This is a genomic window from Pseudoalteromonas sp. XMcav11-Q (genome assembly GCF_040104525.1).
Classification (GTDB): Bacteria; Pseudomonadota; Gammaproteobacteria; order Enterobacterales; family Alteromonadaceae; genus Pseudoalteromonas.
This window is the reverse complement of the sequence record NZ_JBECOX010000019.1, coordinates 1-23064: the sequence shown is the minus strand read 5'-3', so window position 1 is coordinate 23064 and position 23064 is coordinate 1. Positions and strand designations below refer to the sequence as shown.

Genomic DNA, 23064 nt, shown 5'->3' with positions numbered 1-23064 from the left:
TTAATTTAATGCAAAATTGACAGGCTGCAGGTACCAATAACCGATCGCTTGTCCGTCTTGAGTTGCCGGTTGGTATTGCCAGTGTTTTACAGTTGCTTTTGCAGACTGATCTAGGCGACCGTGGCCACTCGACTCATGTATTTCTATCTCAGAGACGCTGCCGTCCGCTTCAATATAAATTTTTAATAAGACTGTCCCTTGTTCTTTAAATTTACGGGATAATCTTGGGTAAATAGGTGCCGGGTTGTTTAATGCATTAGCGTCGCTCATGTGCGGTAATACAAGCCCAGGCGGTAAACTCGGATCCTGAGAAGTAGTGGCCGTCTCTGTCGTGTTACTAACATCACTTTGTTCTGATTGAACAGTGGAGCTGACTGGGGCTGGCTCTACAACAGGCTCAGGCTCTACAACAGGTTCAGGCTCTACAACAGGCTCAGGCTCTACAACAGGTTCAGGCTCTACAACAGGTTCAGGCTCTACAACAGGTTCAGGCTCCACAACAGGTTCAGGCTCCACAACAGGTTCAGGCTCTACAACAGGTTCAGGCTCTACAACAGGTTCAGGCTCTACAACAGGCTCAGGCTCTACAACAGGCTCAGGCTCTACAACAGGCTCAGGTTCTACAATAGGCTCAGGTTCTACAATAGGTTCAGGCTGTTGAACTGTCGTTACCTCTGTTTGGGATGGTAAGTTGATAAACTTGCCCTTAATGCTAGAGTGCTGAGAAGATATTTCCATTGGCTCCGGTATTGAGGTAGTTGTCCACGCAAAAGCAATGCCTCCGATATGAATAGCAATAACAAGGAAACATGAACTTAAGGATGCGACGTCTGGGGTTTGCTGTCGCAAAGCTTTTGTGTGTGAGGTAGGCACAACTACGTACATCCGTTACTAATTTAAATGCAAATCGTTATTACTTTATTTTGTTTGTTACAAAAATACAAGAACGATCCCGCTAATTGATGGATATTTTGTTTATGAATGATTCATCTACTGCAATAAGGTGTATACCTAAAAATAGTAATATAACGCTGTAGCAATTGTTACGATTGCAACCTTGGAAGAGAAACTATTGCAACAGCTCCTTTTTTATCGTTTCTATTTTGAATTTGTAAATCACCTAAATGGTTGAAAAGTATTTGCCGGCTAAACACTAGACCTATACCGCTGCCAGACACTTTGGTAGAAAAAAACGGAATAAAGAGGTTGTCAGTATTACTAATGCCGACACCCTCATCAATTATCTTTATACTGCAATATTTGTCGCTTTGTTCAAACTCAATGGTAATCTCTCCTGTTGTTGTACTCATGGCTTCTTGAGCGTTTTTTAAAAGATTCACAAAGACTTGTTCTAATTGGTGTGGATCAGCATATAGCTGGCATTTCGTTGGATTTAGTAGTGATATTTTGCTATCGGGAAATAGTAAAATACATTTTTCGATAAGTTCACAGATGTCGAGTGGTTGCTTATTAGGTTGAGGTAGCTTACTAATTTTCTGAAAGTTGCTAATAAATTTGTAGAGCGAAGTTGAGCGATTATGGATCACCGTAAGACCCTGCTCAAGAGCCGGTGTAGCACTTTCTAGTTTCTGAAGCTGTTTCAGTAACGTGGCACTAATAGAAGAGATCGGAGCTAAACTATTGTTAACTTCATGACTGAGTACTCGATGTAAGCGTTGCCAACTCTCTCGCTCTTTATCTATTAATAACCATTGTACGTCGCTGATAAAAAATAGATAGTTGAGCTGCTGATGATGAATGTATTTTACTACCGCAATTCGATAGGTTTTACTAACAGCACCATCTTTAATGGTAAAGCTTTGTGGCTGTCTTGTAACTTGTTCTACAGGGATTGTAGTGCAGCTTAAGTTTGCGCCTTGTTGTGACGATTGAAGGCCTAGTAGCTCATTAGCTGCGGGGTTTGCAAAGGTTATGTCGTAGTTAACATCCGTGGCAATTATTCCTACATCAATGTGAGTGATCACTTTTTCCAGTAAAAGTTGGCTTTCTTTTATGGCAACATTTTGTTGTGCTAGTCTTTGTGAAAGTGTATTGAGGAGCTGTTTTATTTCTAGCATCTCATTATCTTCAGCACGGATGGCTGACCGTATGTTGTAGTCTTCGTCCACCAGTGCTTCTAGTAATACAGCAATGTTTCTAGTTTGGTTGTAATAGCTCGCTTTTATGTGGTTAGTTAAAAACAGGCAGGCTGGAAGTAGAAATAGTCCTGTCAACGCTATGATATATTTAGATACCGATAGTAAGCTTAATAAATAACAAAAGGCTAAACTCAATACTATGAGCATTCCAGTTGTGGTTTTAAGTGTGGTAGACAAGGTCAAAGCTGCTATGTTTTAAAGGTTGTACTTTTCAATTCTACGATAGTAGCCGCTTCGGCTAAGGCCTAATGATGCTGCTGTCTTTTTCACATTTCCTGCATAATGTTCAAGTCTTTCGATGATGGCTTGTCGTTCGAGTTCATCCAAAGTCAGATTTAATGGTACCGCTGCGGTAACCGCAGCGTTTGCTGTTGTAGCTGCAGGCTCAGTAACTAAGTGCAAATGATGTGCATCTATGACACCGTTTTGACACATAAATACTGCCCGTTCAATACAATGGTTAAGTTCTCGAATATTGCCTGGCCATGAATGTGCTTTAAGTTTCTCCATGGCGCAATTCGTAAGCCTTATTGGTGCGAAGCTATACTCAGCGATGAGCTTATCTAACATATGATCTACTAAAAGAGGAATATCTTCCAAACGCTCCCTAAGTGACGGTACACGAAGTTCGATAGTGTTTAGACGATAAAATAGATCTTGGCGAAATGTTCCTTCCATTATCGCTCTGACTAAATCCATATTAGTGGCGCTAATGACTCTGACGTCAGCGTGATATACCTGTGTGCTCCCAACAGGTGTATACATTTTCTCTTCAATCACGCTAAGTATTTTAGCTTGTTGAGAAAGGGGAGTGTTCCCTATTTCATCTAAAAATAATGTGCCACATTGAGCCTGTTTGACAAGACCTTCTCGACTAGTAATTGCTCCTGTAAACGCTCCTTTTTTATGGCCAAAAAATTCACTTTCAAACACACCATCAGCGATAGCTCCCATATTTACGGAGATAAAAGGCTGCTGACTTCGTTGTGAGTCATTATGTATATAGCGAGCGAGTAGCGTTTTTCCTGTGCCGTTTTCACCGGTAAGTAAAATGCTCGATTGGCTTTCTCGTAATCGATCTATTTCTGCAATTAATTTCTGCATCGCAGGTGAGTCTGCGATTAGAGTGCAGTGATTATTACTGAGTTGCGTACGTAACTGATTGTTTTCAGCACTTAGTTTTTTGCTTAACCTTTGGCTATCGCTTAAGGCTAATTGGGTTTTAATGCTGTTTGCGAGGTGTTCGTTCTGCCAAGGTTTTTGGATAAAATCATTAGCACCTTGTTGGAGAGCCGTTATCGCTAACTCTACAGTAGCCCATCCGGTCATGACTATTACGGGAATGTCCCATTTGGCTCGAATATTAGCTAATAACTCTAGACCTTCCATACCTGAGGTGCTGTCTAAATGATAATTAAGGTCCATGAGTATTAGATCGAAGTGCTTTGTTTCCAGTGCATTAAGTAGCTCTGTTGGGGTAGTAGCACTGAATACCTGATAGTCAAACTCAGCAAGCAGTAGTTGTACAGAGGTGATGATGTCTGGATTATCATCTGCTACAAGAATCGATTCACTCATCGTGATTTCCTAATTAACAGGCAGCAATTCGTAGAGCATATCTTGCCATTTTTGTCATTTTACTACTCCTCTGGTGGTGACAATGCAACCCGTAAGACTATCTATATCATATATTTGCTTAGCTGAAGCGGCGTTATTAGTATCTAACGCCTGCTATATTAAAACGGTAATTTGATATTACAACAACAACTGCTTCACAAACATTACGCTTGCTGCTTCGAGGTATCATGTGTATCAAGGAAAAAATCTTTATCTATATGATTTACATTATAAAAATTTAATCTTTACTCATGACCTTTGCTAGGATAAATAATAGCAACAACTCCATCTTGCTGAATTACTTGTGTTTTTTCAAGTCAATTTTTACCTTCTCTATATTACTAATGTCGCTTATTGGCTTACTTTATCGAGTGCACGGCGAATATCTCGCTTTGTTGAACTGTCATTGCTAAGTGTTAGCGCTTGTTGATAAGCACTTTTAGCTTTATTGTTGTCCTTTACTGCTCGACTTAGCTCACCCAACAGCATTAGGTATTCTATGTGCTGCTCATCTTCTACTTGTTCTTTGCTTATTAAGTGCTCCATGGCATCAACTGCTAATTGCTTATCCCCGTGTTCCTGTAATGCTAAATAAGCGGCAGACACACAAGTGTCTCGCCAAGTAGGTAACAACCCAGTGGCTACATTATTAATTTGGCACCCTTTAGCGAACAGATTCTGTGCTTGTTCTTTGGCCGAAAAAGTCCAAAGCAAATTAGCGGCTCGGTTTACTAAGGCAATATCATGAGGGTAGTGTTGATTCACAAAATCTACAGTTTGTAACGCGAGGCTTTCATTTTGAGTGTTTTGAAGGTAATCCATGAGAGCCAAATAATAATAATGTTTATCCATGTCTTTCAGTCGTTCGACGATAGCTTTCGATGCTTTCTTTTCTGAGTCCCAAAAGCCGCTTTCAATAGCTAAAGCTTTTGCAGCAGCAACTAAATATTTAGGATTGTTTGGTGCTAACTCAGCAGCTCTAATTGAATGCTTATTAGATTTTTCCACCAGACCAAGTTTATTAAAGAGGTTCGATTGCTCCTTAATTTGATACCATAATTCGCCAGCTACAAAATGCACTTCGGCATTTTCTGGATGCCGCTTGATCAAGGCATTTAGCATCGCTTCTTTATCGTCGCTATCTTGTGCTACTGCAACGGATACAGCCATTATTTCCGAGTTAAGATCTTTGTTTTTTTGGGCCGCTAATGCTTCAGCGACTTGCTCATATTGTCGATTGTAAAATGCCGATTCAAGCGAAGTGGTTTGTGGGGCGGGTTGTTGTGCTTGCGACGTCGCGCAGAGCATAACAAGTGCTGTAAAGCCGACGCGTATGACAGTAGTTGTAAACATTTCCTTCTCCTTAGGGTCTGATTTTAGGACCTAGCTGACAAAGATCGTCAGCTAGGAGGTTTGCTACATCAGTCTTCACAGCGCAGTGTTTCACTCGGCTCTAATTGAATTGAGCGGCGCGCAGGAAGGTAAATGGCGCTTAACACAGCCGTGCTTGTTATTACAATTACAACCATGGCGCTAATCGCGTAGAGATAGATATCTAACGCGATGATCTGCCAAGTGGCAAAGCTGAGTATGGCTGACAAAACTAAACCAATACTTAGACCCTTTAACATCGGTCTTGCTCCGAGTTTAACGAGCCAGCGGATGATGTTTTGATCGTTTGCACCTAATGCCCTGCGGATCCCAATTTCATGTTGGCGTTGGGTAACTGAATTGGCCGTGAGGCCATAAATACCTGTCACTCCCAATGCCAAGGCAAATAAGCCGCATTTCAAAAATAGTTGGGTTGCAGAGTGAGTGAGATCCCTTAGCATTACGAGTAATTCTTCCATACTTTTAAGTGCACTGATACGTACTTCTGAGTCTATTGCGTATAGCGTTTCATAAATCACTGAGCGAGCTTGTTGCTCTGAACCAATAAACTTGTATTCTATATTGATATTACCGCTATCTAGTTGACTTATTGGACGATAAATCGTCATTAGATTTTTAGGATCGCTAACTGGAGTGCCTTCAACACGATCTGAAACTACGCCGACAATTGTTGCCCAAGTACTAGCTGTTTCTACTTCGTCACTTATTTTAAGTTGTTTACCTATGGCCGATCCTTCAGGCCAATAAGTCTGTGCTAAAGTTTTACTGATCATTGCTGCAGGCATGGTGTTCCCTTGGTCCCTTGAATCTATATAGCGGCCTGTGAGTAGTTGGACACCTGTGAATTGAATGTTGCCTGATACACTTCTAATCACAGCTTGTGGTTTATCTTGCTCCAGCTGGTATTTTATACCTTGTTGCATGAAGGTATTTTTACCAAAGCTAGTAGTGACAACTGCATCAGACACACTTGACTGTTGCTGTAGCCTAGATGCGATATTTTGGTAGAGTGCATTGCGGCGAGGGTGTGAGTCGTAACGTTCTGCTGGCAGAGAAACTTGGGCAGACAAGATGTTTTTGGTGTTTAAGCCAATATCTAAATTGATCAGCTGATTGGCAAAAAAACTAGAGACAATACCTAGGTACATTAATACCGTAACAACAGTAATTTCGGTAGTGAGTAGCATTCTAGTAACTTTGTTTCCTTTGCTGCTAGCCGCGCCTCTGGTACCACCTCGCAAAATGGCGTTGAAGTCGCCACCTGTTACATGTAGCGCAGGTAATACACCCGTCATGATAATAGCGACAAAAATGAAGATGATAGTCGCAAAGATAGTATTCAGGTCAAGTCCCCAGTGCCACCAATAGGCCAATCCGTCAGCTAGATTCATGTTAATCCAAAACTGATTAACTTGTTGCAGTGCCCAGCCTGATAAAAGTAAAGCAATAACGCCACCAGCTACGCAGATAATAATACTTTCCCACATCATTTGGACGATAAGCCGTTTCTGCGGCGCACCAAGGGCGACTCGGATAGATATCTCTTTGGTTCTTGCATTCATGCGGGCTAACAGTAAATTCCCCACATTAATTGCTGCTAGCAGAAAAATAAATCCGGTGACTATGTTTAGAATGGTGAAAACGATAATACCATCAGCGCCATTGGTTTGCGCGGCTTGAAAAGTCGTGATGTAAATGTCATCGATTGCAGTATCACTATTTTGACGACGCATCTCATAAGTGTTTTTGGCGATGCGAGATAGTGCGTCATTGGCAACGTTTTGTGCTATATCGGGTTTTATCCGAGCGTATACATCTACATAAACTTGATCCCTATTTTGAGTCGTAAACAAGGGCTCAGGAATCGGCAGCCATAATTTTGAAGCAACAGGGAAACCATATCCCTGAGGCATAACGCCAACGACTCGGGTATTTTTACCATTGATTTTAATTGTGGAGTCAAGAATATCCGGCGTGCCGAAGAACTTACTTTGCCAAAGGTCATAGCCTATCACGGCAACTTTTTCTGACCGAGGGGAGCTGTCATCAGGTCTAAAAGCTCGACCCATTAGCGGTTGGACGCGGGAGAATTGGAACAAGTTCCATTCACTAAAAGTAGCATTGTGAGACTGAGCTTGACCATTAATATCCAACAGCACTGAAGTTGAATAATACATGCCATATTCACTTAGCGTTGATATTTGTGGCCGAATGGCAGCAAAGTCAACGGCATCAAACATACGGTCATAGCCCTGTTCTGTCGCTTGTAGTTTCACTATCGACTCGCCTTCGGGTAATGGTAAATCAGAAAAGACGAAGGTATGCAAAAAAGAGTAGCTGAATATACTGACCGCAAGACCGCCAGCCAATACGATGGTTGTCAAAATAGTAAAAAGCGGAGACTTTGCCAAAAGTCGAAAAGCGTATTTTATATCTAATAAATAATTCATAGTGCACACCTTAAGCGGCAGAGTTTTTTGCGCTTACGACTTGATCCGCAACGATTTTACCATCAAACATCTCAACTTGGCGGTTGGCTTGTCCAGCTGAGCGCGGGTCATGTGTCACCATAACAATCGTCGTACCTTCATTGTGTAACTTTTTTAGTAATTCTAAAACCGCATCAGTGTTTTTAGAATCAAGGTTACCAGTTGGTTCATCAGCTAAAATTAAAGCTGGCTTTCCTGCAATCGCTCGGGCAATGGCAACACGTTGCTGCTGGCCCCCTGATAGCTGACTTGGGAAATGCTTACGGCGATGTTGCATATCAACCTTTTCTAGTGCGAAGTCAATAAGATGACTAATTTGTTTTTGGTCGATGTTGTTTCGATAACTTAGTGGTAGAGCAATATTTTCCTCAACAGTCATATCGCTAATTAAATTAAAAGACTGAAATACAAATCCAATATGTTCATTACGGATGGCGGCTCGCTCATCTCGACTGATTTGGCTGACATCATGCCCACTTAGTACGTATTTACCTGCTGACGGCACATCAAGTAAGCCAATGAGCGATAGCAGTGTCGATTTACCACAACCAGAAGGGCCTGTAATTGCAATATAATCGCCAGAGTTAATATTGAGACTGATCTGACTTAATGCATAAGTTTCAACATCTTCCGTTGAGAATTTTTTCTCGATATTGTCCAGTTGAATAATTGTTTTATTTGTCATAAGGCTTCCCTAATTGAGGATAATTTCCGCATGCTGCTCCCAAGCAGATTGGTCTGAAATGATAATTCTGTCACCTGCTTTGAGCCCAGACAGTATTTCAACGGTGTTTGTTGATACTTGGCCAAACTCAACTTTAACGCGCTGGGCTGTTTTTGAATTGTTATCTACACGATAGACATATGCTTGTGTATTTTCTGAGGCAAATACTGGGCGTTTAACAAATAGAGTGTCCTTTTTATCTGCGATCGCAATAGTCCCTTCGACACTTAAGTCCGGTCGAGCCTCAGGTGGAAGTTCTCCTTGCAAATTGACTTCCACTTTAACTGTTCCTTCAACAACATTGGGATCGATCCGTTCAACAACTCCATTAACTGTCGAAGTCCTGGTGTCTATTTTTACTTTTTGTCCTTGTTGAATATTTTGTACTTGAAGCTCTTGTACTTTTAACTCGGCCTGAAAGTCATTTAAGCGGGCTATCTTGGCTACGCCATCGCCACTAGTCAATTGTTGCCCAAGTTCCAGCTCCATCTCTTGTACAACACCATCGGAAGTCGCCACTATATCTAATGCGTCGACTTGACCTTGAACTTGTTGTAACGTCTTTCGCATTTTATTTAAGCGCGCTTTAGCACCTGCGATATGAGCTTCGAGATTCTCTTCCATTTTTTTATATTGCTGAGCTTGTAAGTTTTGACGCAGCTCAATGTTTTTCATGGTCAATTTAGTTTTCGAGTGGTCAAGTGCTGAAATAGTTGAGTTACCAGCTTTTATAAGAGCTTCTTGGGCATCCAGTACCAGTTTGGTGGATTCAAACTCGGCATCGGTCTCCAGTAGCGTTGTTTTGAGTTGGAATAATTGCGATTCTAATGCCACGCGTTCAGCCTTTTTCTCGGCAATCAATGCCTCGAGCTCCCATGTGGTTTCTTCCTTTTTTTGTATTAACTGGGGGTTTTGCAAAGAAACTAAAATGTCACCACGCTTTACGCTATCTCCAGGTTTAACCCACAGTTGTTTAACTCTGCCGTTAATATCAGTAGAAATCCAATGGATCTCTTTAGGGACTAATGCACCATAGCCTCTCACGTTAATAGTGAATTGGCCTTGCTGAACGTTAGCAAAAAGTAAACTACGATTATTGGCTATATAAGAAGCGTTGGAGTATCCGCTATTAAAGAATAAATAAAACACAATAATGACCATTGCACTGGCTGTGATAATTAACCACATTTTTTTGCTGACGTTTTTCTTACTCTTTTTATTAATAGTTATATCCATGAACTCTACCGTATATCTTCTGATGTAAGCTTGGTTAGCAGATTTAATACCAACTTCTACTTTTGTTTTATTTGTCAATTGGAATCAATTGGTTATGTATTTTTAAAAGACTTTACTTACAGCAGGCAAAAGTCCCACTTTCGATACATTTGCAATTTTTTGTTCCGGAATTGATATATCTCGCGATTAACATCTTGGGTTACATGTTTTATGAAATAGACCACTACTGGCAAGACCACATACCCTCTAGCTGTTTTTCCTTTACTTATAAAGCTGATGTTAAAACAGATGAAAAATTAGTCATTAGTTTGTTTTGTTTCACGAATGGTTGCAAGTGTTATTTTTTTGTTTTCTTAGTTGATTTTGTGTTTTCTAAAGGTTAAGTTTGATTGTGGTTATATTTTACCCTAGTCAGCGACTTAGCCAATTTCAACAGATTAAGTCTCGCTCATTCATGAACACGATTTCGTTTTAACAGCCCGAGTGACTGGAGGCAGTCGTCACTGGGAGTTCAGGGGATCTTAGGGGTTGTTGGGTTTAGCAGTACAGGTGCTAGAAATAAATTATAATAAAAAAGGATTAGTTCGCTCGTGTTTAAGAGTTACCCATTGATTTCAAGAGTAATTTTAGTGGTCTTACTACCTTTACTCGTTATTCTGATATACGGAGTTAACCATCTTCAGGCAAGCCTCCCGCCACTCAAAGGGCAGCTAAAGGCTCCATGGTTGAGCGCTAATGTAAAAGTTTATCGTGACCAAAATGGCGTTGTTTATCTCGACGGTAGTGATGATCAAGATATTTTCTTTGCAACAGGGGTTGTCCATGCTCAAGATAGAATGTGGCAGCTTGAACTTCAAAAACGCATGGCTCAAGGACGCTTGAGCGAAGTACTCGGTCGAGATGCTCTAGGAAGTGACATTTGGATACGAAGCCTTGGAATTTATGGCGCTGCAGAGCAAGCTTGGCAAAACCTCTCTCCTGAAGCTAAAAAGTCAGTTACAGCGTATGTTGCTGGGATTAACTATTGGATTGCGCAACAGACTGTTTATCCAGCTGAGTTTACTTTACTAGATATAAAACCACAGCGATGGCGAGAAATAGATACTATTGCTTGGGTTAAAATGTTTGCGCTAAATTTGGCTGGCAATATGAATGATGAGATTCGAAACTATATTGCCGCTCAGTCTTTGCCAGAAAAGCAGCTTACTCAGTTATTTGGTGGCATCACCAGTAAGTTTAGTATTGCTCAATACTCCGAATTTAATCAACAATCTACTTTAGTCGCACTTGAAAATGTGATGCGACGTAACTCGCAGTTACAAAAACAATTTAACTTTGGTGGTCAATATGTTGGTAGTAATGCGTGGGTTATAAGTGGCAAGCATAGCAAAGATAATATGCCTATTCTGGCAAATGATCCGCACTTAGGACTGCAAATCCCCTCATATTGGTATGCACTTTCGCAACAAGGTGAGCATCTATCAGCTAAAGGAATGGGCTTGGTTGGTACCCCGTTGATTATCTTTGGTCAAAACGATCATATCAGCTGGGGGGGTACTAATATGATGGCTGATGTGCAAGACCTATATTTCGAAACTTTAAACATTAACCAAAAAGGCTTATATGAGTCTGGGAGTTCATGGCAACCACTTGGTGAACGAATTGAGATCATAGAGGTTAGAGCTGACACTCCAGAATTCCTGAATAAACGTATAAAGCCAGTAAAAATCAATGTTCGAACCACTGAGCGTGGTCCCTTGATCAGTGATATCAAGCAGTCAATGATGCACCCTGTTTCCCTGAGGTGGACAGGATTAGACCCTGATGATACGTCTTATGAGGCTTTTTTTAAGCTTAACTATGCCAACAATTGGTCATCATTTGAAAATGCCCTCAGCTTTTTAGTCGCGCCAGCACTGAATATGCTTTATGCCGATACCGAAGGGAATATTGGTTACGCTGGAGCAGGACGCATACCTATAAGGGCTGTTGGTGAGGGGGTAATCCCATTGCCTGCTGGTCGGGTTAATACCGATTGGGCTGGTTATATTCCGTATCAACAAATGCCTAAGCTATATAACCCGGAAAGTGGCATTATCGTGTCAGCCAATGATGGTTTGTTATTTGATTCTTATCCATATTTTATCAGTCATGCATTTGCCCCTAGCTATCGCAGTCAGCGGATTAGCGATTTAATAAAAAATCCAGAAAGGCTGCTCACAGCCAAGGACATGATGAGCATACAAGGGGACACATTAGATCTTGAAGTGAAAAAATTGCTGCCGCTGGCGCAGCAAATTCAACCGCAGAATGAGCATCAACGTCAAGCGCTAGAGCTGCTGAAAAGTTGGTCAGGCAATATGTCAGCGGATAGTCAGGCGCCAAGCATTTTTATTGTGTGGCAGCGTGAGATAAGAAAGTTGCTATTAAAGGACGAGCTGGCTGGCTTTTGGAATCAGCAAGGGCAGCTAGATATTTTGCAGGACATTGCATCTACTTTACCGCTGACGACTGTTGTTGAGTTGCTGCAGCATCCGCAATGGTGTGTGGATAGTGCAGCAAACTCCTCTAGTGATAATTGTCAACAACTTATAAATAAAGCGTTTAAAAAAGCCTTGCAGGTGTTATCAAATCAACTAGGTGAAGACATTGCTGGATGGAATTGGGGAGAGTTGCAACATACTGAATATGCTCATACTCCCTTTAGTCATATAAGAGTATTGGATGGCTTATTTGAGCGCAGGGCTCCTGCTGGCGGCTCAATACATTCGGTCAATGTTGCAGCCTCATATTACGACAAATCACAAGGGTTTGTGCAAAACTTTGGTGCTGGTATGAGGCAAATCATAGTGATGGGCGATCCTGAGCAGCACTTCTACATGAACTCAACTGGGCAGTCTGGCAATCCGATCAGTGAACATTACGATGACATGGTTATGAAGTTTAGTCGAGTAGAGTTCGAAAGGTTTGATGCAGAACCATCGCAGCTTGCTTACGTTGAATTGATTGCGGGTGATTAGGCACGTCATGGAAATGAAAAACGACGCTATTTTCTTGGCATTAGTCTAACTAAGGATAACTATGAAGCTGTTTGATGTATTTACAAAAAAGGCGCCTAACAAGGTATTTTGTGCCATCTTTCTCGGAGCGCTGGCGGGCATCGCTTATTCACTTCTTATTCCATTGGTCCTAAAAGCGCTTCAGCCGTCGTTGGGAGGGTTGGCAACAGAGTCAGATCAATTAGAACTCTTTGGTTGGCAGGTAAGCAGTGCCAAATTTGCAATTGCGTTTGCTATTTTATGTGCCCTTATTTTTGTAACACGTTCACTTTCACAAGTATTACTGACTCGTGTTGCGCTTGAGGTCACGACGCAGATGCGTAAGGACATGTACGATCGCATCCGTAAAGCACCAATAGTGGCGTTGGAAAAAGTAGGTTCAGCTAAATTGATTGCAGCGCTAACGACTGATGTTCAGAGGATCGTGATGGGAGCGAGAGTGTTACCTGATTTATTAACAAATGGTGTAACGCTACTGGGCATGATGATCTTTCTCTACTATCTCAATAGAGATGTTTTTCTGTTTGTCGGTTACTGCATTGTATTTGGTGTGGTGACTTATCAATTACCCATGTATGTGAGCCGAGTATATATAACAAAGTCCCGCAAGCACGTTGATAATTTACAAGAAGGTATCCGCGGTATTATTAATGGTGCGAAGGAGCTCAAACTAAACAGAGCCAAAAGTGACGATTACTTTGATTATGCATTACATCAGCAAGAAAGCCATATCCTAGCCTCCGATAAAATAGCGCAAAGCGTACTGCGAGTTGCTGTGAATTACGGTGATATTTTGAGTTTTATGGTGATTGGAATGATCAGCTTTGTCTTTGTCAATTATCACCAAATATCTTCATCTGAGTTGATTGGTGTAGTGATGGTGTTGTTGTATATCGCAGGTCCAGTATCGGTGATTTTGAACGCTATTCCCCAGATTGCGATTGCTAAAGTCTCAGTTAGGAAAGTTAACACCCTGCTAGAAACATTACCCGAAGAGCAATTTATCGAGAAAATTTCTCCACTTCCAGAATGGCAAAGTATTCGTTTTGATGACGTAAGTTTTCGATATTTGAGTGTTGATGATAAACCCGGATTTAAAGTAGGACCGTTGAGTTTCGAAATTCGCAAAGGTGAGGTTGTTTTTATTGTCGGAGGGAATGGTTCTGGGAAATCCACGCTGAGTAAATTGATGACACTGCATTATCAAGCAACAGAAGGCGATATTTACTTTGGTGACACAAAAGTAACAATGGAAAGCCTAGCTAGTTGCCGTGAAGAAGTTGCAGCCATTTACTCTGATTATCACTTATTTAAGCGTCTTTTTGGTTTGAAAGTGGATCCGGAAAGAATTACTCAATTGCTTCGTGCATTGGATCTTAATGAAAAAGTGAAGGTTGTAGATAACGCATTTTCAACGACTTCGTTATCGGATGGGCAGAGAAAGAGATTAGCACTTTTGGTTAGTGTCCTTGAAGATAAAAGCTTATACCTTTTTGATGAATGGGCAGCCGATCAAGACCCCGAGTTTAAAGAAATATTTTATACGGAAATTCTTCCGCAATTAAAGTCAGCAAATAAAGCCGTAGTAGTTATAAGCCACGATGACAGGTACTTCAAAATCGCTGATAAGGTGATCCGAATGGAGCAAGGTCAGCTATCAATCTTGCAACCAATCGCTACCGACCCCTCTCCCACAACAGAACTTAAACAACTAAGTGGCCAGTTGAACGCGATAATCCAATGAGCTAGGAAGATGATGATGGATGGACAAAAGCAAGGCTCAACCTGCTACTTAGCGTTGAGTTTAACGCAGCGCGACATTTATTTGGACCAACAACAGTATCTTGAGCACCCACTATATAATGTTGGTGGCTATATTAAGTTGGGAGCGATTGACGAAAGTCGGATTAAAGCAGCTCATGAAAAGCTAGTCATAAATCATGAAATATTTGGAATGAGAGTGCGCCAGAGTGAAAGCGGCATATCTCAGTATTTTAGTGACTCTAGATTTACTAATTTAGAAGTACTCGACTTTTCGGCCTACTCAACTCCTCTTGAGCATGCCACAGTTTGGCTGCAGCAGCGTTTTGCAGAAGCGTTTCAGCTTGAAGAGCAGCCGTTATACGATGCCTATTTGGTCAAGCTTTCCGTGAATGAATACTGGTATGTAGCGATTGCTCATCATGTCATGATGGACGGTTGGGGATTTGCAAATTGGGCTGATTTATTGAGCCAGTATTATCGTGGTCAAGACCCACAACATCAATCAAAGATGGGGCTCTGGGCTGAAATTGTCGCAGACGACGAAAATTATGTAGCAAGTTTAAAGTATCAAAGAGATAGAGAATTTTGGCTTGAACAGGGAATAACGCCTCAAGCACGAGTTTTTAACCGTACTCATAAAGAAAGCTGGCGCCAACAACATACACCGAGTAACCGAATACAACTTGATATTCCTACGCAGTTACACAAAAGCATGGTTGCTCGAGCTAAAGCATGGGGAGTGAGTGTTGCTCAATTGGTATTAGCTGGAGTAAGCATCTATTTTTCCAAAGCTTACCAATTAACGGAATTGAACATAGGGTTATCTTTTCATAACCGTAACGGTGCTAAACAAAAGCGGATGCTGGGGGCTTTTACCAGTATCAGTCCAACAACACTTAATTGCGCAGGTGAGAAGTCGTTGCTGGAGTTAGTCAAAGATATCGCAAATCGGCAGAAAAAGTGCTTTCGACATCAGCGTTTTCCCTTCGGGCACTTGGTCAATGCATTGGGTAGTTCAGGCAAAGAAAATCAACTATTTGATATTGCCTTTAACTATTTAAAATTGGATAGCTCCCTGAATTTTGAAAATGGTACCGAGTCTCTTGAGTATGTATCACATCTACATGAAATAACTCCAGTTACGGTGACTTATTGGGAGTATGGTGAGGAACTATCACCAGCGTTAATGCTTGATCATAACCTTGCTTATTTCAATGAAATTGAAGGCACTCAGTTGTTAGAAAGGCTAATGGTCGTGATGCAAGAGATCACCTTACAAAGTGCTGAAACTCCAGTTTCTGATATTGAGATTCTCTCTGCTGAAGATCAGCAAAGGTTCGCGCTGCTAAAAAATACACCGATTGACGAGTTAGATACCGAGCAAGCCTTACTACATCAGCAAATCGCTTTGCATAGCAACAACCTTGCTGCGCGGACGGCTGTGATTGCAGCAGATCAAACGATTAGCTACGCCGAACTTGAGCGTCGTGCAGATGCAATGGCCCAACATTTGTTAATGTTAGGTGTGAAAAGACAAGACCGAGTGTTAGTTTACCAGCAACGCAGTATAGCACTTATTGTCAATATACTGGCGATTATGAAGGTGGCAGCTGTCTATGTACCATGTGATATGGCCCTTCCTCTAGCGCGTCTTCAAGTTATGGTTGCTGATGCCGACCCAGTGTTATGCTTATCCGACAATGCAGGGCTTGCTAACTTAAAAAATCAAAATAACCAAAGCCTTGGTTGCACCGTCATCAACAGCGATGATCTGACGCTTGAACAATACGAATATCAGCAAGTCTCTATCCCTACTAAGTCAGACGATTTAGCTTATCTCATGTATACCTCAGGCTCCACCGGCAAACCAAAAGGGGTGATGGTTGAATATCGCCAGCTAGCAGCATTTATCCTGCCATTACAGCACAAATATTCCATGACTGCGGGTAAGCGAGTATTACAATTTGCTTCATTGAGCTTTGATACAGCAATAGAAGAAATCTTTGTCGCCTTGGTACATGGTGGAACTTTAGTGTTACGTAGTGAAACCTGCTTGGGAAGTGCTGATGCTTTTTGGCAATTTTGTCAAAAGTACGAAATTAACTTGCTTAGTTTACCGACCGCGTTTTGGCATCGACTTGCAGTCGAGCTTGATGGTCAGATACCGAGTTGTATTGAGCTTATTATTTTAGGTGGTGAAGCGTTAGCGGTAGATAAAGTCAGAAAATGGCTAAATGAAACGAATACTACAGCTCGGCTAATCAATTCCTATGGGCCCACAGAAACAACGGTTTCAGCCTGTTGTTTTGAGATTGAGAAAAATGGAGATATCCAAGATAGGGTACCAATAGGTCGTGCAGATCCCAACACTCAACTGTACATTCTAGACTCAAAGCAACGTCCGCTTCCATTTGGAGTACCTGGAGAAATATACATTGGAGGAAGTAAAGTTACGCGCGGATACTGGCAACGTCCGGATCTAACGGCACGAACGTTTTTCGCAGATCCTTGGCAAAATCAACCCGACGCAAGAATGTATAAATCCGGAGATATAGGTCGTTTTAGAAGTGATGGGAACATTGAATATTTAGGGCGTAATAATAAGCAAGTTAAAATCCGTGGTCACCGAGTTGAACTTGGAGAAATTGAAAATCATATCAAACAGATAAGTGGTGTCGACTCGGTTATCGTCGTACTCGATTCCTCAGGCTCTGAAGCTCAGCTTAATGCCTATGTTAAAGCTGTGGATAACAAAACCGAAGAATTATTGGCGCAGATTAAACGCGCATTAGCATTGGAACTACCCAGCTATATGATACCAAGTGGTTTTATGTTGCTGGAGCAGTGGCCGATTTCAGCAAATGGCAAAATAGATCTGAAAGCGCTCCCACAAATCGCCTTGTGTGATGGTGCTAACTCAAAGATGAGCCTGAGCGAAATGGAGTTGCGTGTGGCTTCGATATGGTCAAAGCTGTTAAATGTTTCTATTGCCAAGTTCGCGCCAGAAAGCGACTTTTTTGCTTTGGGTGGGCATTCCTTGCTGGCGGTCAGCATGCTCTCGGGATTAAAGCGCGAGTTTAAAGTTGATATTAACTTGGCGACTTTATTCAGAGCTTCAACGATTGCCGCTTTAACTGAGCAGCTAAATGCTGCGAGCCAAGCGACTGAAAACCTCACAACAATATTGCCTCAACCTTCTGCTGAGCGTTACCCCCTGTCAATGGCCCAGTTAAGGCTGTGGTCACTGGATCAGCTACAAGGTGGTAGTTGTGAATACAACATGCTAGCTGCTTTTGAGTTTTCTGAACATATCGATATTCATAGCTTGAATAAAGCCTTGATTGCTTTGGCGACGCAGCATGAGATCCTACGTACTAACCTAGTTCAAGATGGCTCCTCTGTAGTTCAAGTTATTTCTGCTCCCCGAGATGACTACATAAGAGTGATTGATTACTCCCAGCTTACAGCGCGAGATTATCAATTAGCTCGACAAAGGTATATTCAAGAACAACAGGAATATAATTTTGAACTCGGCCGTGACACACTTTTTAACGTGGATGTATTGCTGCAAAGTGGTGTTGGTGATGACAAAGTAAAGTCAGGCACTTTAGTGATAAATTTACATCACATTATCGCTGACGGTTGGTCAGTGGAGATTTTTTGTCAAGCACTTGCAACTGCATACCAGTTAGCATTGCAGAAAAAAGAAGTAAAACTACCAGAGCTGCCAATTCAATATAAAGATTACGCATTGTGGCAACGAGATAGAGAAAATAGCGACGAATTGGCTCAGCAATATAATTATTGGCAAAGCCAGCTTGCCCACTTGCCAACAACTGCATATCTAAACGTTTCCAAACGAGCAGAGCAACGAGGCCAGCAAGGTCAATATTCTAGTCGTATTTCTGACGCTTTAAAGCGACCTTTGGAAGCGCAATTAAAAGATAATCAAATGACCCCATTTATGCTAGTTCATGGGGTTCTGGCTTTGTTATTAGCACGTCATAGCAATAGTACCGACATTGTTGTGGGTACGGCGGCTGCAAATCGTCTTACCTTAGAAACTCAAGGTCTAATAGGTTTCTTTGTCAATATCTTGGTGTTGAGAACTCAGGTAGAGGATACGCTACTTACCGATTTCTTCGCCCAAATAAAAGATGTTAACAGGCAAGCGCAAGCCAACCAAGAGGCCTCTTACGAGGAACTGGTGAGACGTTTAGCACCAGAGCAAGGGCGTAATTTATTTCAAATAATGCTGACGCAACAACAAGATTTTGAGCAGGGGATTGCTCCTGAGCAGCTGTTCTTATCTGGAACAAACTTATCCTTACTTCAGCTACATCAAAGTAAAGCAAAGTTTGATCTGCACTTAGAGTTTAGCTTTGATCACAAAACGCTATGTCTTAATTGGTATTACGATCAGAACTGTTTTGACCATGCCTTAATTGAGAGCTTAGATCAACACTTTTGGCAGCTTTTGAGAAGCGTGCTAAGCAACCATGAGGGCAGTACTGCTCAGCTTGAAATGTTAACTCAGTCCGAGCAAGACTATTTAATCCATACTTTAAACCAAGCCCAAATCCCTTACCCAATAAATCAATCAGTATCACAACGCTTTGAATCCATTGCGCTGAAATATGCGGATAAAGTGGCTGTCATTGCAAAGAATAAAAAATATAGTTATGAAGAGTTAAACCACCTAGCAAATCAGTTCGCTCACACTCTAGTTGAAAAGTATAACGTTACATCAGGAATGCTAGTTGGCTTACATGTATCTCGTAGCGTAGAAATGCTAGTTTTGATGTTGGCAATACTGAAAGTTGGAGGCGCCTATGTACCTCTTGATAGTAATCAACCACAACAGCGACTTGAGAATATTGTAACTGATGCTCAGTTGTCGCTTGTAATAACTGAACCAAGTCTTAGCAGTACACTCACATTTTTCCAAGGTACTAAGCTGCTACTCTGTGATGGTTATTTGGAAAGATTGATTGATACCGCTAAGCTGCTGAGCAAGCCCGCAATATCTACTCCTCCTGAGCAAGTAGCTTATGTTATTTACACATCTGGGTCGACAGGTAAGCCAAAAGGTGTTTTAACCTCACAGCAAGGGATTTTACGCTTAGTTTGTGACGCCGAGTATTTTCCACTTAATTCAATGACACAGGTATTGCACTGTGCAAACATTGCTTTTGACGCAGCAACATTCGAAATTTGGGGACCGCTACTTAACGGTGGAACCTGCGTTGTTTACCCTGAAAAATTTGTCACTCCTGAGCAAATAAATCAACAGTTAGCGCTTTGGCAGATCAATACCTTGTGGTTGACCGCTGGTTTGTTCAGCCAATGGGCTCAGTCTCTTCCCGAACATCACACTCTTGAGAATGTCATCGCAGGTGGTGATGTGTTAGATGTTGCTGCTGTAAAGTTATGTCAACAGAAGTTGCCTGAAGTTCAGCTCTGGAATGGTTATGGCCCAACGGAAAATACGACATTTACAACATGTCATTTGATTAATGAAGTAGCTCCTACCTCAATTCCTATCGGCAAGGCATTACCTGGAGATCATGTCTATATTTTGCAGGGGGATAGACTCGCTCCTTTTGGTGCGGAAGGAGAACTATGTGTTGGTGGGCATGGACTTGCGCTAGGATACTTAAATCAGGATGAGATGACTCGTGAACGGTTTGTGGAGAATCCATTTTATTCTGAGGGTAGCACTCTTCCACGAATGATCTACCGCACGGGCGATTATGTTCGTTATATTAGCCCAGGCGTAATGGCATTTATTGGGCGTGTAGATCAGCAAGTTAAAATTCGTGGATTCCGTGTAGAGCTGGATGAAGTCCGAAGTTGTCTTAACCAATTCAACGGTGTAGCGAGTAGTTTGGTGGTGTTACAGCAAGGCGCTATTGATAAACAGCTTGTTGCATATGTTCAGCCCATCAACGACACCGATAAACAATTAGTAGAGTTACTTCGGGTACACTTGCAGCAACAATTGCCCAGTTATATGGTGCCTGAAGCTATCGTTATTGTTGCTGATTGGCCTTTAACTCAAAATGGCAAGATAGATCGTGAGCGATTACCAAAGCCAAAACCACAGATACAGACTACACAACCGCCAATAACACCTACAGAAATTGCGTTAGCTGAATTATGGGCTGATAAGCTAGGTATTGTGTGTGAAGCTGTTGGCCGAGATAGCAGCTTTTTCGGTTTGGGTGGGCACTCACTTTCTTTGATAAAAATGGCAACAGCCGTTGCTACCTACTTTAATATTGACTTCTCTGCAGCTCAAGCATATCAATTCAGCACGCTTAGCTCGTTAGCCCAGTTTATTGATAGCGCAGCCCTTGGTGTTAATAAAGCCATAATAATTGAGCCCAGAGATAGTTCAGAGCCGGCGGCTTTGTCATATGCACAACAGCGTTTGTGGTTTATTGAACAGATGCAACCTGGCAGTGCGCATTATGTGATGAGTTCAACATTACAGTTGCGAGGAGTAATAGCAGCTGACTATATAGAGCAGGCATTACAAGGCATTATTGCACGGCATGATATATTGCGAAGCCGTTTCATAAGCCATGAAGGTGAGCCTAGGCAAGTCGTGGAAAGTGAGGTCAGGTTTGTCTTACAGCATTACGATTTAACATCACTAGCGCCTGCAACACAGCAGCATAAGATACAGACACTACAAGCAGAAGAAGGACAGCGAGGTTTTGACCTAACAGCAGGGCAACTATTTAGAGCGAGTTTGGTCAGGCAAAGTGCAACGGAAGCGGTGCTGATGATCAGTCTTCATCACATCATCGCAGATGGTTGGTCGGTAGAGATATTGCATCGAGAGTTTGCGGCACTTTATCAAGGGTTGCAAAGAGGGGAGGCTGCGGTACTTCCTCCTTTAGCTATTCAGTATAGTGATTATGCTGATTGGCAGCAGCAACAGGGTAAAGAAGTACTACAACCCAGTCTCGATTACTGGTTGGAACAATTAACTGACTTACCCCAGCGCCATGACTTACCTTGTGACGGAGCACGCCCGACAAGTCAATCCTTTGCCTGCAAACAGGTTGGCACTGTGCTTTTGGCACAACAGGCAGAGCAGCTCAAAACCTTTGCACAGCAGCAAGAAATGACGCTATTTATGCTGTTACATGGCGCCTTGGGAATGCTATTGAGCCGCCACAGTAACAATCGCGATATCGTTATCGGTAGCCCAGTGGCCAATCGTTTATCATCCCAAGTAGAGCCATTAATTGGATGCTTTATTAATAATGTTGTTCTGCGGCTAGATTGCCATGGGGAGCAGTCGGTAGCTGATTTTTGTCAGCAAATCCGAGCCGTAAATCAGGATGCACAAGCACATCAGGCTGTGCCTTTTGAGAAGTTGGTTGAGCAATTGCAAACTGAGCGTAGTCAAGCGCACGCGCCGTTGTTCCAAATCATGTTGAATTTACACAGCCAACGTCAGGCGAGTTTGGATCTTGCTGACATCACTATAACTGAGTGCCAGCCAGAAGCACTCTTTAGTGAATATGATTTAACCTTTAATGCCTTTTGGCAAGACTCCGAACTGGTTATTAATCTTGTTTATAACCAACAACTCTTTAGTGAGTCACGTGCGAATACCTTGTTGGTGCACTTAGCGCGATTGCTCATGGCTTTAGTCCACGCCCCTGTGGAGCAAAATATTGGCCTGTTGTCATTATTAACAGAGCACGAGCAAGCTGATCTTATCCGGCAAGGACAAGGACCTTGTAGTCACATTCCACAGCAGACGGTAATAACCCTGCTACAGCAGGCGGGTCAATGCCACCCAAATGCAATAGCGGTACGCTGCCTTGAGCAACAGCTTGACTATAAGCAATTGTTTGAACATGCGAAACATATTGCACAAGGGCTTCGGCAGGTTGGTGTGAAACGAGGTCAACGGGTGGGGGTTTGTTTACCACGCACCATCATGTTATTGCCCACTTTACTTGGGGTGTGGCAAGTTGGCGCAGCCTATGTTCCATTAGACCCAGAGTATCCGAGTGCACGCTTAACGCACATGATTAACGATAGCGGAGCATGCCTTGTAATTAGTGAGCCTTCGGTCTGTGAACAACTGCCAAGCACAGTGCCTTATTATGATGTTGAACAGCTACTTAGCTGTGCAGGGTCGTTAGAGTGGGAGGCGGAGCGTCTTGAAAGTGGAGCATGCGCTTATGTTATTTATACGTCAGGCTCCACAGGCCAACCTAAAGGCGTGATGGTAAGCCATCATAATGTCGTGAATTTCTTAACGGCAATGGCAGAGTTATTGAGTGCGAGTTCAGATACTAAGTTACTTGCGGTGACTCCCATTAGCTTTGATATTCATGTACTAGAGTTGTTTCTACCTTTGTTAGTTGGGGGGACGGTACACTTGGCGGATAATGCGATGCGGCGGGACCCGGGAGCGTTGATTTCACGCTTACACCGAGGTGATATCAATATGATGCAGGCAACCCCCGCAAGCTGGAAAATGTTACTGGCGGAAGGGCGCTGGCAGCCCATATCAGGTTTAACAATTTTATGTGGCGGGGAAGCTCTTGATAATCACCTCAGTAAAGCATTGCAGGCGCAAGGTGAGGTTTTAT

Annotated in this window: 10 protein-coding genes; 3 read left to right on the top strand and 7 right to left on the bottom strand. The window is 42.3% G+C overall.

Annotated features, from left to right (window positions below; all coding sequences use genetic code 11):
• From ABMY45_RS21415 to ABMY45_RS21385, 7 genes are all read right to left on the bottom strand, one after another.
• On the bottom strand, nucleotides 1–738 hold the full coding sequence (locus tag ABMY45_RS21415; RefSeq protein ID WP_349289490.1) for an energy transducer TonB: 738 nt from the start codon (nucleotides 736–738) through the stop codon (nucleotides 1–3).
• 305 nt (nucleotides 739–1043) lie between these two features.
• Nucleotides 1044–2336, bottom strand: coding sequence for an ATP-binding protein (locus tag ABMY45_RS21410; protein WP_349289489.1), 1293 nt, complete (start codon nucleotides 2334–2336; stop codon nucleotides 1044–1046).
• A gap of 18 nt (nucleotides 2337–2354) precedes the next feature.
• Entirely contained in the window at nucleotides 2355–3737 is a 1383-nt protein-coding gene (locus ABMY45_RS21405) for a sigma-54 dependent transcriptional regulator (protein ID WP_102056208.1), read from the bottom strand.
• A 390-nt stretch (nucleotides 3738–4127) separates the two neighbouring features.
• Nucleotides 4128–5129, bottom strand: coding sequence for a hypothetical protein (locus ABMY45_RS21400; RefSeq protein ID WP_237117142.1), 1002 nt, complete (start codon nucleotides 5127–5129; stop codon nucleotides 4128–4130).
• 68 nt (nucleotides 5130–5197) lie between these two features.
• Nucleotides 5198–7618, bottom strand: coding sequence for an ABC transporter permease (locus ABMY45_RS21395; protein ID WP_349289488.1), 2421 nt, complete (start codon nucleotides 7616–7618; stop codon nucleotides 5198–5200).
• Nucleotides 7619–7628: 10 nt separating this feature from the next.
• Complete coding sequence (locus ABMY45_RS21390) at nucleotides 7629–8342, bottom strand: ABC transporter ATP-binding protein (RefSeq protein WP_349289487.1); 714 nt, start codon at nucleotides 8340–8342, stop codon at nucleotides 7629–7631.
• A gap of 9 nt (nucleotides 8343–8351) precedes the next feature.
• Nucleotides 8352–9617, bottom strand: a complete 1266-nt coding sequence (locus tag ABMY45_RS21385) for an HlyD family efflux transporter periplasmic adaptor subunit (protein WP_102056211.1) — start codon at nucleotides 9615–9617, stop codon at nucleotides 8352–8354.
• A 725-nt stretch (nucleotides 9618–10342) separates the two neighbouring features.
• On the opposite strand from ABMY45_RS21385, the gene ABMY45_RS21380 reads away from it, so the two are divergent.
• The 3 genes from ABMY45_RS21380 to ABMY45_RS21370 all read left to right on the top strand — a co-directional run.
• Nucleotides 10343–12637 (top strand): penicillin acylase family protein, encoded by a 2295-nt coding sequence (locus ABMY45_RS21380; RefSeq protein ID WP_349289486.1) that lies wholly within the window; start codon nucleotides 10343–10345, stop codon nucleotides 12635–12637.
• 61 nt (nucleotides 12638–12698) lie between these two features.
• Entirely contained in the window at nucleotides 12699–14420 is a 1722-nt protein-coding gene (locus tag ABMY45_RS21375) for a cyclic peptide export ABC transporter (RefSeq protein ID WP_349289485.1), read from the top strand.
• Nucleotides 14421–14429: 9 nt separating this feature from the next.
• Nucleotides 14430–23064, top strand: an 8635-nt coding sequence (locus tag ABMY45_RS21370) for an amino acid adenylation domain-containing protein (protein WP_349289484.1), incomplete at its 3' end; no start/stop codon positions are given.

Coding starts and splice junctions, on each gene's coding strand:
- ABMY45_RS21415 (WP_349289490.1), bottom strand. CDS start 738: ATGGAAATATCTTCTCAGCACTCTAGCATTAAGGGCAAGTTTATCAAC.
- ABMY45_RS21405 (WP_102056208.1), bottom strand. CDS start 3,737: ATGAGTGAATCGATTCTTGTAGCAGATGATAATCCAGACATCATCACC.
- ABMY45_RS21400 (WP_237117142.1), bottom strand. CDS start 5,129: ATGTTTACAACTACTGTCATACGCGTCGGCTTTACAGCACTTGTTATG.
- ABMY45_RS21395 (WP_349289488.1), bottom strand. CDS start 7,618: ATGAATTATTTATTAGATATAAAATACGCTTTTCGACTTTTGGCAAAG.
- ABMY45_RS21390 (WP_349289487.1), bottom strand. CDS start 8,342: ATGACAAATAAAACAATTATTCAACTGGACAATATCGAGAAAAAATTC.
- ABMY45_RS21385 (WP_102056211.1), bottom strand. CDS start 9,617: ATGGATATAACTATTAATAAAAAGAGTAAGAAAAACGTCAGCAAAAAA.
- ABMY45_RS21375 (WP_349289485.1), top strand. CDS start 12,699: ATGAAGCTGTTTGATGTATTTACAAAAAAGGCGCCTAACAAGGTATTT.